This window comes from Pseudomonas zeae, assembly GCF_014268485.2.
GTDB classification, from domain to species: domain Bacteria; phylum Pseudomonadota; class Gammaproteobacteria; order Pseudomonadales; family Pseudomonadaceae; genus Aquipseudomonas; species Aquipseudomonas neuropathica.
The window spans coordinates 5421216-5436190 of sequence record NZ_CP077090.1; the positions used below are offsets into that span (position 1 = coordinate 5421216).

General features: G+C 60.4%; 10 protein-coding genes. 8 read left to right on the top strand and 2 right to left on the bottom strand.

Annotated elements, in window-relative coordinates; all coding sequences use genetic code 11:
• Positions 1-34: 34 nt before the first annotated feature.
• The 7 genes from HU754_RS23915 (at position 35) to HU754_RS23945 (ending at position 7057) form a co-directional block, all read left to right on the top strand.
• Complete coding sequence (locus HU754_RS23915; RefSeq protein ID WP_093430588.1) at positions 35-961, top strand: glutamate/aspartate ABC transporter substrate-binding protein; 927 nt, start codon at positions 35-37, stop codon at positions 959-961.
• A 193-nt stretch (positions 962-1154) separates the two neighbouring features.
• The gene (locus HU754_RS23920; RefSeq protein WP_016986630.1) at positions 1155-1901 is read left to right on the top strand and encodes an amino acid ABC transporter permease; all 747 of its coding nucleotides are present in this window, start codon (positions 1155-1157) and stop codon (positions 1899-1901) included.
• Positions 1901-2572, top strand: coding sequence for an amino acid ABC transporter permease (locus HU754_RS23925; protein ID WP_003227756.1), 672 nt, complete (start codon positions 1901-1903; stop codon positions 2570-2572). Before HU754_RS23920 ends, HU754_RS23925 begins: the two co-directional genes overlap by 1 nt.
• Positions 2569-3303 (top strand): amino acid ABC transporter ATP-binding protein, encoded by a 735-nt coding sequence (locus tag HU754_RS23930; protein ID WP_007963947.1) that lies wholly within the window; start codon positions 2569-2571, stop codon positions 3301-3303. Before HU754_RS23925 ends, HU754_RS23930 begins: the two co-directional genes overlap by 4 nt.
• 177 nt (positions 3304-3480) lie before the next feature.
• Complete coding sequence (gene aauS / locus HU754_RS23935; protein ID WP_186622893.1) at positions 3481-5382, top strand: two-component sensor histidine kinase AauS; 1902 nt, start codon at positions 3481-3483, stop codon at positions 5380-5382.
• On the top strand, positions 5379-6707 hold the full coding sequence (gene aauR / locus HU754_RS23940) for a two-component response regulator AauR (protein ID WP_007949592.1): 1329 nt from the start codon (positions 5379-5381) through the stop codon (positions 6705-6707). Before aauS ends, aauR begins: the two co-directional genes overlap by 4 nt.
• An 11-nt stretch (positions 6708-6718) precedes the next feature.
• Entirely contained in the window at positions 6719-7057 is a 339-nt protein-coding gene (locus HU754_RS23945; protein WP_186622895.1) for a GlpM family protein, read from the top strand.
• 223 nt (positions 7058-7280) lie between these two features.
• Here HU754_RS23945 and HU754_RS23950 read toward each other — a convergent pair whose 3' ends face one another.
• On the bottom strand, positions 7281-7946 hold the full coding sequence (locus HU754_RS23950; protein WP_186622904.1) for a DsbA family oxidoreductase: 666 nt from the start codon (positions 7944-7946) through the stop codon (positions 7281-7283).
• A gap of 178 nt (positions 7947-8124) precedes the next feature.
• Positions 8125-9159 carry an alpha/beta fold hydrolase gene (locus tag HU754_RS23955; protein ID WP_095048301.1) on the bottom strand — a complete coding sequence of 345 codons (1035 nt, stop codon included), beginning with the start codon at positions 9157-9159 and terminating at the stop codon, positions 8125-8127.
• Between the two features lie 218 nt (positions 9160-9377).
• Between HU754_RS23955 and HU754_RS23960 the strand changes: the two genes are divergently transcribed.
• Complete coding sequence (locus tag HU754_RS23960; protein WP_186622906.1) at positions 9378-14924, top strand: dermonecrotic toxin domain-containing protein; 5547 nt, start codon at positions 9378-9380, stop codon at positions 14922-14924.
• Positions 14925-14975 lie beyond the last annotated feature (51 nt).

Consider the following 14975-nt stretch of genomic DNA (forward strand, 5'->3'; position numbering starts at 1 on the left):
GGCTCCATAAAAAAAACAATTCGAGGAAAATTTGATGCGCATCGTTCCCCATATCCTGGGCGCAGCCATTGCGGCCGCTCTGATCAGCACGCCAGTTTTCGCCGCCGAACTCACCGGCACCCTGAAGAAAATCAACGATTCGGGCACCATCACGCTCGCTCACCGCGACAGCTCCATTCCGTTTTCCTACATCGCGGATGCTTCCGGCAAACCAGTGGGCTACTCCCACGACATTCAAGTGGCCATCGTTGAAGCCCTGAAAAAAGACCTGAACAAGCCAGACCTGCAGGTCAAATACAACCTGGTTACCTCGCAAACCCGTATCCCGCTGATCCAGAACGGCACCGCGGATATCGAGTGCGGTTCCACCACCAACAACGCCGAACGCGCCCAGCAAGTCGACTTCACCGTCAACATCTTCGAAATCGGCACCCGTCTGCTGGTCAAGAAAGACAAGGATGGCAAGCCTTCCTACGCTGACTTTGCCGACCTCAAAGGCAAAAACGTCGTGACCACCGCGGGCACCACGTCCGAGCGCATCATCAAAGCGATGAACGCCGACAAGCAGATGGGCATGAACATCATCTCCGCCAAGGACCACGGCGAATCCTTCAACATGCTGGAAAGCGGCCGCGCCGTAGCCTTCATGATGGACGACGCCCTGCTGGCCGGCGAAGAAGCCAAGGCGAAGAAGCCGGAAGACTGGGTCATCACCGGTACGCCACAGTCCTTCGAAGCCTATGCGTGCATGGTTCGCAAAGACGACCCGGCCTTCAAGAAGGCGGTCGATGACGCCATTGTCGGCCTGTACAAGTCCGGCGAGATCAACAAGATCTACAGCAAGTGGTTCGAAAGCCCGATCCCGCCAAAAAACCTGAACCTGAAGTTCCCGATGAGCGACAAGGTCAAAGATCTGATCGCCAACCCGAGCGACAAGCCGGCGCCTGACGTAAAAATCTGATTCCTGACTAACCTTGTCTCCTGAGGGGGCGACCCTCCCTCAGGCGTTTGTTACTACCTGCTGGCTTCACTGTGGAACACTCGACCTGGCGGTTTCCGAGCCGATCGCGTGTGCCTGACGTTCAGCGTCAGGCGGGAAAGGATCTTCCCCAAGCGGGTGCTTGTACATCGATCGATCTCGAGGGGAGACCCTAATGAATTACAACTGGGACTGGGGCGTGTTCTTCAAGTCCACCGGCGTCGGCAGCGAGACTTATCTCGACTGGTACGTCACCGGTTTGGGCTGGACCATTGCCATCGCCATCGTGGCATGGATCATCGCCTTGCTGCTGGGCTCCATTCTGGGCGTCATGCGTACGGTGCCGAACCGCATCGTATCGGGCATCGCCACCTGCTACGTCGAGCTGTTCCGTAACGTGCCGCTGCTGGTGCAACTGTTCATCTGGTACTTCCTGGTGCCCGACCTGCTGCCGCAAAACCTGCAGGACTGGTACAAACAGGACCTCAACCCGACCACCTCGGCTTACCTGAGCGTTGTCGTGTGCCTGGGCCTGTTCACCGCCGCCCGTGTCTGCGAGCAAGTGCGCACCGGCATCCAGGCGCTGCCACGCGGCCAGGAGTCCGCCGCGCGCGCCATGGGTTTCAAGCTGCCGCAGATCTACTGGAACGTGCTGCTGCCCCAGGCCTACCGGATCATCATTCCGCCGCTTACCTCGGAATTCCTCAACGTCTTCAAGAACTCCTCCGTGGCGTCCTTGATCGGTTTGATGGAACTGCTGGCGCAAACCAAACAGACCGCTGAGTTCTCGGCCAACCTGTTTGAAGCCTTCACCTTGGCCACGCTGATCTACTTCACCCTGAACATGAGCCTGATGTTGCTGATGCGCATGGTCGAGAAGAAAGTCGCAGTGCCCGGCCTGATCTCCGTGGGGGGTAAATAATGGACTTCGATTTCAGCGGCATCATCCCCGCCATTCCGGGCCTGTGGAACGGCATGGTCATGACCTTGCAGTTGATGGTCATGGGCGTGGTCGGCGGCATCGTGCTGGGGACCATCCTCGCACTGATGCGCCTGTCGTCGAGCAAACTGCTGTCGCGGGTGGCCGGCGCTTATGTGAACTACTTCCGTTCGATCCCGCTCCTGCTGGTGATCACCTGGTTCTACCTGGCGGTGCCGTTCGTGCTGCGCTGGATCACCGGTGAAGACACGCCGATCGGTGCGTTCACCTCCTGCGTCGTGGCCTTCATGATGTTCGAAGCCGCGTACTTCTGCGAGATCGTCCGCGCCGGTGTGCAGTCGATCCCCAAAGGCCAGATGGCCGCCGCACAAGCGATGGGCATGACCTATGGCCAGACCATGCGTCTGATCATCCTGCCCCAGGCGTTCCGCAAGATGACGCCGTTGCTGCTGCAACAGTCGATCATCCTGTTTCAGGACACCTCGCTGGTTTACACCGTGGGCCTGGTGGACTTCCTTAACTCCGCCCGCTCCAGCGGCGACATCATTGGCCGGTCCAACGAGTTCCTGATCTTCGCCGGTGTCGTCTACTTCATCATCAGCTTTTCCGCCTCGCTGCTGGTCAAGCGTCTGCAAAAAAGGTTCGCCGTATGATCTCTATCAAGAACATCAACAAGTGGTATGGGGACTTCCAGGTGCTGACTGATTGCAGCACCGAGGTCAAAAAAGGCGAAGTGATCGTGGTCTGCGGCCCGTCGGGTTCCGGCAAATCGACCCTGATCAAATGCGTCAATGCGCTGGAGCCGTTCCAGAAAGGCGACATCGTCGTCGACGGCACCTCGATTGCCGACTCGAAGACCAACCTGCCGAAACTGCGCTCGCGCGTGGGCATGGTGTTCCAGCATTTCGAACTGTTCCCGCACCTGACCATCACCGAAAACCTGACCATCGCGCAGATCAAGGTGTTGGGCCGCAGCAAGGAAGAGGCGACCAAGAAAGGTCTGCAATTGCTCGAGCGCGTCGGCTTGTCCGCTCACGCCCACAAGCATCCGGGGCAACTGTCCGGTGGTCAGCAACAGCGTGTGGCGATTGCCCGTGCGCTGGCGATGGACCCGATCGTCATGCTGTTCGACGAACCGACCTCGGCGCTCGACCCGGAGATGGTCAACGAAGTGCTCGACGTGATGGTGCAACTGGCCCACGAAGGCATGACCATGATGTGCGTAACCCACGAAATGGGCTTTGCGCGCAAAGTGGCTGACCGGGTGATCTTCATGGACGCCGGCAAGATCATCGAAGACTGCCCGAAAGAGGAATTCTTCGGCGACATCAGCGCCCGCTCCGAACGCGCGCAGCACTTCCTCGAGAAAATCCTGCAGCACTAAAAGCAACACACCTGCCGGGGCATTGCTCCATCCCTGTGGGAGCGAGCCTGCTCGCGAAGAGGCCATTACATTCAGCCTGGATGTTGAATGTCAGTCCGTTTTCGCGAGCAGGCTCGCTCCCACAAGGGCCGGCGTTGCCCTTGCAACAAGTGTGGTGGTTGACCCAAGGCAACTGTGATGAAATGCGACCCCAATCTCTATCGCGCCGCGCCGCCATCACTTGCCGTGAAGCCTCGTCTGATTCGTCATCTGTTTCTGCCGCCACTGGTCATCGTCCTGATGATCGGGTTGGGTTACGCCGGCTTCTGGACCAGTGAGCATTTCGGCATTCGCAGCCTCGGCGAAAACGGCCAGCGTCAGCTCGAACTGAACGCCCGCGCCGTCGAAAGCGAAATCAGCAAATACACCTACCTGCCCAGCCTGCTGGAGCTCGAAACCAGTGTGTCGCAGTTGCTGGCCGACCCGACCCCGGAACACCGGCGAACGGTCAACGATTACCTTGAAGGCCTGAACCGGCGCAGTCGCAGTCGGGCCATCTACGTGATGGACACCACCGGCCGTGTCATGGCCACCAGCAACTGGCGCGATGTCGACAGTTATCTCGGTGAAGACCTGTCCTTCCGCGCCTATTTCCAGAAAGCCGTACGCGGCGAGCCGGGGCGTTTCTACGGCATCGGCAGCACCAACGGCGAGCCCGGCTATTACCTCGCCCACGGCCTCGAAGAGCATGGCAAGATCATCGGCGTCGCCGTGGTCAAAGTGCGCCTGGAAGCCATGGAAGAACGCTGGCAACGCGCACGCCTAGAAGCCTTTGTAAGCGATGAGAACGGCATCATCATTCTCTCCAGCGATCCGGCCCGACGCCTCAAGTCAGTGATCCCGCTCACCGACGAAACCAAAGAAAAACTCGCCCGCAGCCTGCAGTACTACTGGTTCCCGCTCAACGAACTGCAACCGCTGGCCCGGGAAACCCTGTCCGAAGGCGTGGAAAAACTGACCTTCCCCGCCAACAGCGAAGTGCGCTCCGACGATGACGACATCAGCTATCTGGCACAGACCCGGCCACTGAGCGACACACCGTGGAATTTCACCCTGCTCACGCCGTTGCAGGACCTGCGCCGCGAAGCCATCAACCAAGGAATTCTGGTCGCCGTCGCGTTTGCGCTGGTGGCATTCCTGTTGATCGCCTGGAACGAGCGGCGCAAGGTCATCGCCACCCGTCTCGCCGCCCGCGAAGCCTTGCAGGAAGCCAACAATCAACTGGAGCGTCGGATTACCGAACGCACCACTGATCTGCGCGCCAGCAACGAGCGCCTGAAGAGCCAGATCCGCGAACGGCGTCAGGCCGAAGAGACGTTGCGCCGTGCGCAGGATGAACTGGTGCAGGCCGGCAAGCTCGCTGCCATTGGCCAGATGTCGACCAGCATCGCCCACGAATTGAACCAGCCGCTGGCAGCGATGCGTACGCTCTCGGGCAACACCGTGCGCTTCCTCGAACGGGGCCAACTGGATGTCGCCAGCACCAATCTGAAAACCATCAACGAGCTGATCGACCGCATGGGCCGGATCACCGCCAGCCTGCGTTCGTTCGCCCGGCGCGGTGACAACCAGGGCCAGGCCAGCCTCGGCAAAGCCGTGGAGGCCGCGCTGCAATTGCTCGGTGCACGCCTGGAGAGTTCGGCGGTCAACATTCACCGCCAGTTCATCGATGTCCAGGTGCAGATCGACCAGACCCGCCTCGAACAGATTCTGGTCAACCTGATCGGCAATGCCCTCGACGCCATGCAGGCGCAACCCCTGCCCGAGCTGTGGCTGGAGGGTGAAGAATTCAACGCCAAATATCGCCTGCGTGTACGTGACAACGGTCACGGCATCGACGCTGAAGCGCGCAAGCATCTGTTCGAACCGTTCTTCACCACCAAACCCGGCGAACAAGGCCTGGGCCTTGGCCTGACCCTTTCCGCCAGCCTCGCCGCCGCCACCGGCGGGCATCTGGGTGTCGAACACCCGGCCAGCGGTGGCACCACCTTCGTCCTCAGTTTACCGTTGGTAAGCCCTACTCCTGCCGAGCCAATATGAACCACGACCTTAGTGTGCTGATCGTCGAAGACGACCCCCATGTGCTGCTCGGCTGCCAACAGGCGCTGACCCTCGAAGACATTCCCTGTGTCGGCGTCGGCAGTGCGGAAGAAGCGCTGGAGCGCGTCGGCGACAACTTTGCCGGCATCGTCATCAGCGACATTCGCCTGCCGGGCATCGATGGCCTCGAACTGCTGACCCGCCTCAAGCAACGTGATCGCAGCCTGCCGGTGGTGTTGATCACCGGCCACGGCGACATTTCCATGGCCGTCGGCGCGATGCAGAAAGGCGCCTATGACTTCATGGAAAAACCGTTCTCGCCGGAGCGCCTGGTCGACGTCGCACGGCGTGCGCTGGAGCAACGCAGCCTCGCCCGCGAGGTCTCATCGCTGCGCCGGCAACTGGCCGAGCGCGACTCCCTTGAGGGGCGGATCATTGGCCGCTCGCCGGCGATGCAGAACCTGCGCGAACTGATTGCCAACGTCGCCGACACTTCGGCCAACGTGCTGATCGAAGGCGAGACCGGCACCGGTAAGGAACTGGTCGCCCGCTGCCTGCACGATTTCAGTCGTCGCCACAGCAAGCAATTCGTCGCGCTGAACTGCGGCGGGCTGCCGGAAAACCTTTTTGAAAGCGAGATTTTCGGCCACGAGGCCAACGCCTTTACCGGTGCCGGCAAACGCCGTATCGGCAAGATCGAACACGCCGACGGCGGCACGCTGTTCCTCGACGAAGTGGAAAGCATGCCGCTGCCATTGCAGATCAAACTGCTGCGCGTACTGCAGGAACGCACCCTCGAACGTCTCGGCTCGAACCAGAGCGTGGCCGTGGATTGCCGGGTGATCGCAGCAACCAAATCCGACCTCGACGAAGCGAGCAAGGCTGGCGAGTTTCGCAGCGACCTGTACTACCGCCTCAACGTCGTGACCCTGGAACTGCCGCCGTTGCGCGAGCGCCGCGAAGACATCCTGCAACTGTTCGAACACTTCACCCAGCAGTCGGCCCTGCGTTTCGACCGCGCGCTGCCGGAACTGGACAACCAGACCCTGTCGAACCTGATGAGCCACGATTGGCCAGGCAATGTGCGCGAACTGCGCAACGTCGCCGAACGTTTTGCCCTCGGCCTGCCGGCGTTCAAAAAGTCCGGCGCCAGCAGTGGCGGACAAGGCCTGGCGTTTGCCGAAGCGGTGGAAGCGTTCGAACGCAACCTGCTCAGCGACGCCCTGCAACGCAGCGGCGGTAACCTGACTCAGGCCAGCCTGGAATTGGGCATGGCCAAGACCACGCTGTTCGACAAAGTGAAAAAGTACGGGTTGAGCCATTAAGCGAGAACGATGTGGATCTGTTTTTCAAAGCCCTGTTGGGCGCCGCGGTAGTACTGATCATCGCGGCGCTGTCGAAAACCAAAAACTACTACATCGCCGGATTGGTGCCGCTGTTTCCGACGTTTGCGCTGATTGCGCATTACATCGTCGGCAAGGGGCGTTCGGTTGAGGATCTGAAGACCACGATCGTGTTCGGCATGTGGTCGATCATTCCGTACTTTGTGTATCTGGCGACGTTGTATGTGATGGTGGATCGGTTGCGGCTGGAGGCTTCGTTGGCGGTGGCGGCGGTGGCCTGGTTGATGGCTGCCACGGTGTTGGTGACTGTTTGGGTTCGGCTGCACAGCTAAGGTTAAAAGCCACCCTCACCCCAGCCCTCTCCCGGAGGGAGAGGGGGCCGACCGAGGTGTCTTGCGTTTGACATTGACCTGAAAGATCCAGTTGATTATGGATTCGGTACAGCACGTTTAGGTCGGTGTACAACTCCAGCATCCCCCAATCAGTCCCCTCTCCCTCTGGGCGGTCCGACGTTTCGGGAGGGTTAGGGTGAGGGGTTTTTGGCTCCCACCGATATCAGCTGACAGTGCCGCCCTTGGACTCAGCCATGATCTGCCGGATCGCCCCGACAAACGTCTCCACCGGCTGCCCACCCGTCACCGCATACTGCCCGTTGAACACCACCGTCGGCACCGAACTCACCCCGCGCTGCAGCCACAACTGCTCCTCCTCACGCACCTCATCGGCGAATTCGTCCGACGCCAGTACAGCCTCGGCTCGCTGACGATCCAGCCCGACACTTTCCGCAATCTGCACCAGTTGCCGATGATCCGACGGATTGCCACCATCGCTGAAATACGCCTTGAACAGCGCCTCTTTCAACAGCAGTTGCACACCTTCGAGACCGGCCCAGTGCAGCAAGCGGTGCGCATCAAAAGTGTTGTAGATACGGCTGTTGCCGTCAGTGCGAAACGCAAACCCGAGTTCAGCGCCACGGGCACGAATGGCTTCGCGATTTTTCTGCGATTGCTCCGGGGTCGAGCCGTACTTCTCTTGAATGTGCTCAGCGATGTTCTGCCCGTCTGCGCCCATTTTCGGATTGAGTTCGAACGGCTGAAAACGGATCTCGGCCTGCACTTCGTTGCGTAGGATCTCGAGTGCCTGTAACAGGCCACGCAAACCGACGACACACCAGGGGCAGGAGACGTCGCTGACAAAATCGATTTTCAAGGCAGAACTCATCACACACCTCGCGGGGGGAAATCGTGCGGGAAAGTTTGCACGATACACCTGCTCCGGATTTTGTGGTGACCGTAGTGGCCCCTTCGCGAGCAGGCTCGCTCCCACCCTTGGAATGCGTTCCCCTGTGGGAGCGAGCCTGCTCGCGAAGAGGCCCGCTCAGGCGATACAAATACCTCGATTACAGCAGATTCCCGCCCACCACCGGCTCAATCTGTGCCCAATGCGAAGTGTCTTCACGATGCGCCTGCAAATACGGCAGCACCGCCGCCAGCAACGGCTCCTTGAACGCCTCCTGAAAGCGATGCGCCAACCCCGGAATCAGTTTCAACTGGCTGCCGCGAATATGCGCCGCCAGATGAACCCCGTGCATCACCGGCAACAACGGATCCGCCGTGCCATGCACCACCAGCGTCGGTACCCGCAATTGATTGAGCAATGCCACCCGGCTCGGCTCGGCAAGAATCGCCATGATCTGCCGCTTCACGCCTTCGGGATTGAACGCGCGGTCATACGACAGCGCAGCCTGATGCAGCAAGACCTGGCGATCATCAGTGACCGCCGGGCTGCCCAGCGCGGCCAGCAGATCAGCCTGCTGTTCCAGCGCCACCTGTCGATTCGGTGCGCCGCGACGCGACAACAACTGCACCAGCGCCGCGCTGGGTGCCGGCAGACCTTCGGCGCCCGAGGTGGTCATGATCAATGTCAGACTCTCGACCCGCTGCGGTGCCATCGCCGCCATGTGCTGGGCAATCATCCCGCCCATGCTCGCGCCCAGCACGTGGAATTGCTCGACATGCAACGCGTCCATCAAGCCCAGCGCGTCGTCTGCCATGTCGGTCAGGCTGTAAGGCGCTGCCACCGGCAGACCGAGCTTGTAGCGCAGCACTTCGAAGGTCAGATTGGCGTCAGCCGGCGCCTGCCGCCAGGTCGACAGACCGACGTCGCGGTTGTCATAGCGAATCACCCGAAACCCCTGCTGACACAGCGCAACCACTACTTCGTCCGGCCAGTGGATCAACTGTCCACCCAAGCCCATGACCAGCAACAACGCCGGATCCGACGCGCGACCAATGCTCTGGTAAGCCAGGCTCACCTGCTGCAGATCAACGTGCTCGGTCGGCACATTGACGTCGCAACGCGCCGCCGCCCAAGACGACGATCCGAAAAAAATCGCGACCAGAACAGCCGCGACCGATACAAAACCCTTGACCATGAAAAACACCGAAACGCAGAACCCCAGTAGAGCGCGAGTCTGATGAAGTTTGTTCAAGCGCGCTGCCACACTTCGATGACAGTTTGATGAAGAGTGCCGAGTGGTCATGGGCGGTGGTTGCAAACAATATCTATGTACCGCCATCGCCTTGCGCGATTTCTCTTGAATGACCCGCTCAGGGACGGATTCCCCGCCCCGCCAATGCGAGTCACGCCACCATGCTCGAGCGTCTTATTCTGGATGAGCTCCCCGCACCGTCACCGTTGCCCGAGGCCGTCGAACAGCTACCGAAAACGATTGATGACAGCCTGCTGCTGCAGGCTTGCCAACGCTGGCGCGCCAGCAGCGAGGGTTTGCGCGATTTGTTTGCCGCCAGCCCGGCCCTGCGCGACAGCGTCAATGAATTGCTGCGCCAACAACTGCAACTGGACGGCGAAAACACCGGACTGCGCTTTGCGGCCACCGCTGACCAGCCGGAGCACATCGTCAGCCTCACCGACGCCTGTGCCTTTGTCGTTCAACACCCGACACTGGAAACCGATCTGGATCAGCGTTGTGTCCTCACCGGTATCCGCGCGGGCCATCTGTTATCCACCCTGAAGCCCCTGCAGCTCCTGGAAAAACTCAAAGCCCTCGACCCACGCAAAAGCCACGAGATTCGCTGGGCAGAATTCTGGGACGCGCGAGCGCCGCGCACACCGGTGTCGCGACGTACCCGCGCCACGCAGCTTTACCGCGAGCATTTCGAAGCCACTGCGCACATGGCTCTCGCCCATCAGACGATTACCCCGGCGCAACTCAAAACGCTGCAACTGATCATTGATTCAGGTGCTGGCGCGCTGACAATCGAGGGTCAACCTGTGCACACGGAAAAGTTGGCCCTGGTGCTGAGCAACGACAGCAAAATCAAACTCCCCGGTGCATGGGTCGTCAGCGTCGGCAATTTGGCCACAGCGGCGCCTTTGCTTTATCTGCCCGGAAACGCCACATCGATCCAGGCCTTCACCACCCGCGCAGACATGCAGACGTGGCTGACCCATCAGGTACAGATCCCCACCGGACTGCCCAAGGAAATCCTTCGCGTTGACTACAGCGCAGCGCTTGACCCGATGGTCACTGGCGCCAGCGATCTGTTCGCCGACCGTCACCACGCGCAGCTCGACGCCTTGAGCAATACCAACAAAGGCCATCCCGGGCTCAGGGCGCATGGCGCGCGCTCACTGGTGCATGTCGACCTGATTGATCATCAGCGCAGCAGCGCGATCATCGTGGCGGCGCCGCCAAAACCGCTCAACTCCGCCAGCGATGTCGAGACCGACGAAACACCGCTGTTCGGCAGCCTGTCCGCCGGGATTCCACTGGCGGTGCGCCACGCGGCGCTCAAACGCCAACGCGAGGCGCTTGAGCGCTTGCAGGCCAATGACAGCGACGGCTCTCGATACCGAGAATGCCAGGACGCCCTCAAAGCGCTGGAAGCCGCCGAACAAACTGGCGCGACCGCTGCCACAACCCTGCTTTACCGCGAAACGGCCCTCGACACGAATACCTTCAACACCGCGCTCAGTGCCCTGCGTCAGGCACACCGGGACGGCCTGGATGCCGAAGGCAGACTGCAAGCAACCCTTGGCCAACTAGACAGCGCCGAACACGATCTGCTCAAGGCCATGCTGGACACCCCCGTCGCGGCCGAGCGCGACACGGATATCACGGCGGCCAGCCTGACCTTGTCACTGAGCGAAACCAGGGACGGGATCACAACAACGCAAAGCGAAGTGCTCAAGGGCGCACTCGTCATCGGACGCCAGGCGGCACTCTCGGACACTTCCAGTCTGATGCTCTACTGGCCGGGCAATGGCGGTGGCCTGCAACGCTTTGCCGATCGCCGGACACTGGCGCGCGAGGTGTTCAGGATTCTCGAGGACGACAACGACCTGGCCCTGCAACTGAGTCCGATCACCACCGACCCGTTGCTTTATTGCCTCAACGCGCTGGTGAGCGACTTCGAAGCGAAAGCCACACCCCTGCGCGGCAAACCCGAACAGGCTGACGCGCTGGAGGTTCTGCGCCAGGGCTGCCTGGCCAATCTTCAGGTTCCGCTGCACGCCGCCAGACACCTGGCTTTCACTCATCTGCAGGAACAGCAACGCAGCGGCACCCTCGCCGGCAACCTGCCGGGCTGGCTGGTCAAACTCAAGGAAAACGAGCGTAGCGCGCTGAAACAGAACATCGAGGCGTACGTCGCGGCGATGCGTCAAAGCCACGCCCTCATGACCCTTGCGCTGGAACCTCGTGATGACTTCACCCGCCGTCATCTGCACGCCCGATTGCGCAGGGACTTTTCCCTTGAGGGCGACTTTTCCATACAAGTCGAACTGCCCGACTCGACCAAAACCGAACAGGTCCCGGAGTCGGGGCCGGGTGGCGTCAGAAAGATCACGACCATTGTGCCCAGCAAAGCACGCAGCAAAATGTCACTGGAGGACCTGGCCCAGCTCAATATCGATAACGTGCAATCGGTGCTCAATGACTCGCTGTCACAACGCTTGATCTTCTTGCGTCTGGAGATCACCGCGACGCATAAAAAGGATCGGACGCGCCTGCTCAACGGCATCAACCTGACCTATCTGCGCAAGGTTCTGCCGGAGCTGGACCTGCCCAAAGTCTATGAGCAGAAGATCCGTGATGCCTTTCAGGGCGCCGCCAGCGAGTCAGCATTCGTCAAACAACATCGCCGGGAAAGCCTGATCGAGCCGTGGCGCCTGATGCTGAAAATACAGAGCGAAAATGCACGCCTGCAAAAACACCTCAGCGCTGATGAAGCGGCACTGCTGAACATCGCCATCGACGCCGACACCCCACAAGCGTGGCAAGCCAGCGGCAAGCGTCTTGTGCTGTTGCCGGTGTCGCTGAAAGTCGGCGGCAAGGACACCCCCGGCGAAGGCCCGGTGACCCTGTCCGGCGTCAGCTTCATCGAAGAGCAGATCAGCGGCGTCACCCTGCTGTACCTGCCGGACAGCCACGACGGGCAGTTCTTGCGCCGCTACGACACGCTCGAAGCGGCGCGCAAAGGGCTGTTCACCTTGTGCGCAAGTGACAAGTGGATCGAGTACCTGGCGCACAGAACGTTGCAAGGTAACGTCAGGGCCCATGTCAACCGAATCGGTCAGGCCGTGGAAAAAAACTTCGATGCGATCATCGAAGTCGGTGTGCGCTGGCCGGCCAGTACCTCGCTGGCCGCACACCTGCTCGATGCGCACATGGGACGCTTGATCGAGGCCCATCGCGGCACGTCGCGCTCCAACGATGAACTGTTCTTCGAGCGCTACGCCCTGAAAGGCCCGCGCGCCTTCAACTACATCAAAATGGCCGTGGGCATGGTGCCCTTCGTCGGCAGTGTGCTGGCCCTCTATCAGGCCTGGACCGCTGCCAATCAGGCAGCCGCCGCGTTCTTGCGTGGTGACGTGGCTGACGGTCTGGTGGAAATCGAGTCAATGCTGCTGTCGCTGATCGACGCCTTCATGGATCTGCTCCCGGGTGAAGCCGCGGCCTCGACGCTCTCCCGGACGACCCGCGCGTTGACACGGGCGCGTCAGCTGCACGCGGTGGTGCGCGATGTGGCGACACTGCAGGTCAAGTCGCAGCGTCACGCCCGACATGTGCTGGCGCGCTTCAAGGATTACGACTATGAAAAACCGATTTCCCTGGGCGGCACAGAACCGGCCAGCCACGGCCTCTACCGCGGGATCTACCGGCTTGCCGACGGCGACTTCATCGAACGTCAGGGCCGCGTCTACCAAGTGGAGCTGAGCCGGGATTCGCGCAGCTGGCGTCTGTCCGGCAACTCGCGAAAAACCTACAAGCAGCCGATCGCACTGGATGAAAGCGGGCAATGGGATACCTGGTTTGGCGTCTATGGCACAGCCCTTGAAGGTGGCGTGGTGGGGGGTGGCAATGTCGGCGGGCGCCTGGTCGATACACTCGACCCTTACTGGCCGTCGGTGATTCGGCAACGCCTGCCGCGCTGGCTGGTAGATCGAAACTTCCGCCGCCACCATCAACTGGCCGCCACCGCAAACAATTTGGGCCGTCAATTGCAACTCAGGGGAGCGAAAAGTGACCAGGTGATCAATGCCTACGCCGAAGCCACGGAAGCGCAACGCCTGACCATGTTGCCAACGGCCGAAGCCGCATGCATTGGCGATATCCAACTGGCCAGGCAACGTTATGAGGCGTTGACCGAGTTGACTGCGCTGACCCAAGGCAGAAAACACAGGACTGTCGCCAAAATGCAAGGCAAGACCGCATGGCTGTTGACTGATCGTTACCAGCGGCGCGCCTTTCACCTGTCGCATAAAATTCATGGCATGACACGAGCAATCGACCGATTGAAGCAGCTACACAATGCGCTGCCGGGTGATGCTGTGGCTGATCGTTTGAAACACATTGAAAACATACACAGGTTTCGTGTCGAGATCGTCAACCAGCTCGATCAGTTGGGCGAACTCAGGGACCAGGTCAATCACTGGTTTGAACGCATGCTGGCAAAAGACCGGCCGAAAATGTCGGCGCTGGTCGATAACACTAACAGCCGTCACAGTGAAGCCATCCTGCTGTACCTGAAAACCTCCCAACGCCTGGAAATCGTCAGAAAAGCCGGCAGCCCCGACGATGCCTCGTGGCGCTATTTTGTGACGATGGCAGAGCCCCTGCGCAATAGAATCGATCTGCATCTGTACCGCCAGTACGACCTGCCGAACATGCAGAACACGACCGCCCAACGTAATCGCATTCTTCAGGAATGCGTCGACACTTGCGTCGAGTATCGGCGCGAGATGGCGGTATGGACCGCCAGCTGTCCGCAATTCTTTCATCTGGACGTAGTCGAGCCCTTGCTGGAAGGCGTTGATCGCCTGGCGGATCGAGCGCGTGCCGCTATCAACAGGCCACCCGAACCGAGGGTCGCGGGGCGACCCCTGCAGCGCGTGTTCATCACTGATGACAACCAATTGCGCCATGGCGTGGAGCAATGGGATAGCCTGACCAACGCCCGTCAATACAGAAGTACCGGGATTGGAGGCTATGAAGAAATCTGGGAACATGGCGCCGATGGCGTCGTGCGCCTGACCAACCCGCAAAACCTGGCAGTTCCCTCCCCCGCCGAGCTGAGTCTGGCCACCCTGATAAGCGAGGCACAGCAACGTCTGGAGAACGTGGCCACTTACCGCACCACGGTGCAGAGCAACGCCAATCGCGGCATGCTCCCCGTTGACCTGCAGCACATGATGGACAGTCATGCGAGTGAACTCACCACCCGTGCCGACGGTATCGCTGCCAAATCGGCAGAGCAGCCGATCATCCAGCAATTGCGCGATCAAGCCGCCGAGCTGATCGTCGAAGGTCGCGCCTTGCGCACCCAACGCTCGATGACCAGTCAAAAGCCCACCGACGGCATGCTTGATGACCTCATCGGACAGAACGCGGTGGAGATCCGCAAACCCCTTGCGATCCGAAAACTGGCGGATCATCAGGGGCGCCCCAACTACCTGCAGGAATATGAGGTCTGGAACCTCACACAGGAGCCCGCGCAATTACTCTGGTACGTGCATTTCCATTACCGTTCGGCGACCCGCCCCTTGCGCCAATTCGAAAGAGCCCACCTGAAACTGCCGGCGCATCGCAAGCTGACTCACGCTGACGACCCGACCCTGCTTGATTCCAGAATCACTGCACAGTCCATTGTCCTGCGGCATTTCGAGGGACTCTGAGCATAAGACACTGTAGTCATAGGAAGAACTGCTGAGCCATCACTCGGCGGT

Excerpts from the sequence above, each read along its gene's own strand:
- HU754_RS23925 (WP_003227756.1), top strand. The coding sequence starts at position 1,901 with ATGGACTTCGATTTCAGCGGCATCATCCCCGCCATTCCGGGCCTGTGG.
- HU754_RS23915 (WP_093430588.1), top strand. The coding sequence starts at position 35 with ATGCGCATCGTTCCCCATATCCTGGGCGCAGCCATTGCGGCCGCTCTG.
- HU754_RS23920 (WP_016986630.1), top strand. The coding sequence starts at position 1,155 with ATGAATTACAACTGGGACTGGGGCGTGTTCTTCAAGTCCACCGGCGTC.
- HU754_RS23960 (WP_186622906.1), top strand. The coding sequence starts at position 9,378 with ATGCTCGAGCGTCTTATTCTGGATGAGCTCCCCGCACCGTCACCGTTG.
- aauS (WP_186622893.1), top strand. The coding sequence starts at position 3,481 with ATGAAATGCGACCCCAATCTCTATCGCGCCGCGCCGCCATCACTTGCC.
- HU754_RS23930 (WP_007963947.1), top strand. The coding sequence starts at position 2,569 with ATGATCTCTATCAAGAACATCAACAAGTGGTATGGGGACTTCCAGGTG.
- HU754_RS23950 (WP_186622904.1), bottom strand. The coding sequence starts at position 7,946 with ATGAGTTCTGCCTTGAAAATCGATTTTGTCAGCGACGTCTCCTGCCCC.
- aauR (WP_007949592.1), top strand. The coding sequence starts at position 5,379 with ATGAACCACGACCTTAGTGTGCTGATCGTCGAAGACGACCCCCATGTG.
- HU754_RS23955 (WP_095048301.1), bottom strand. The coding sequence starts at position 9,159 with ATGGTCAAGGGTTTTGTATCGGTCGCGGCTGTTCTGGTCGCGATTTTT.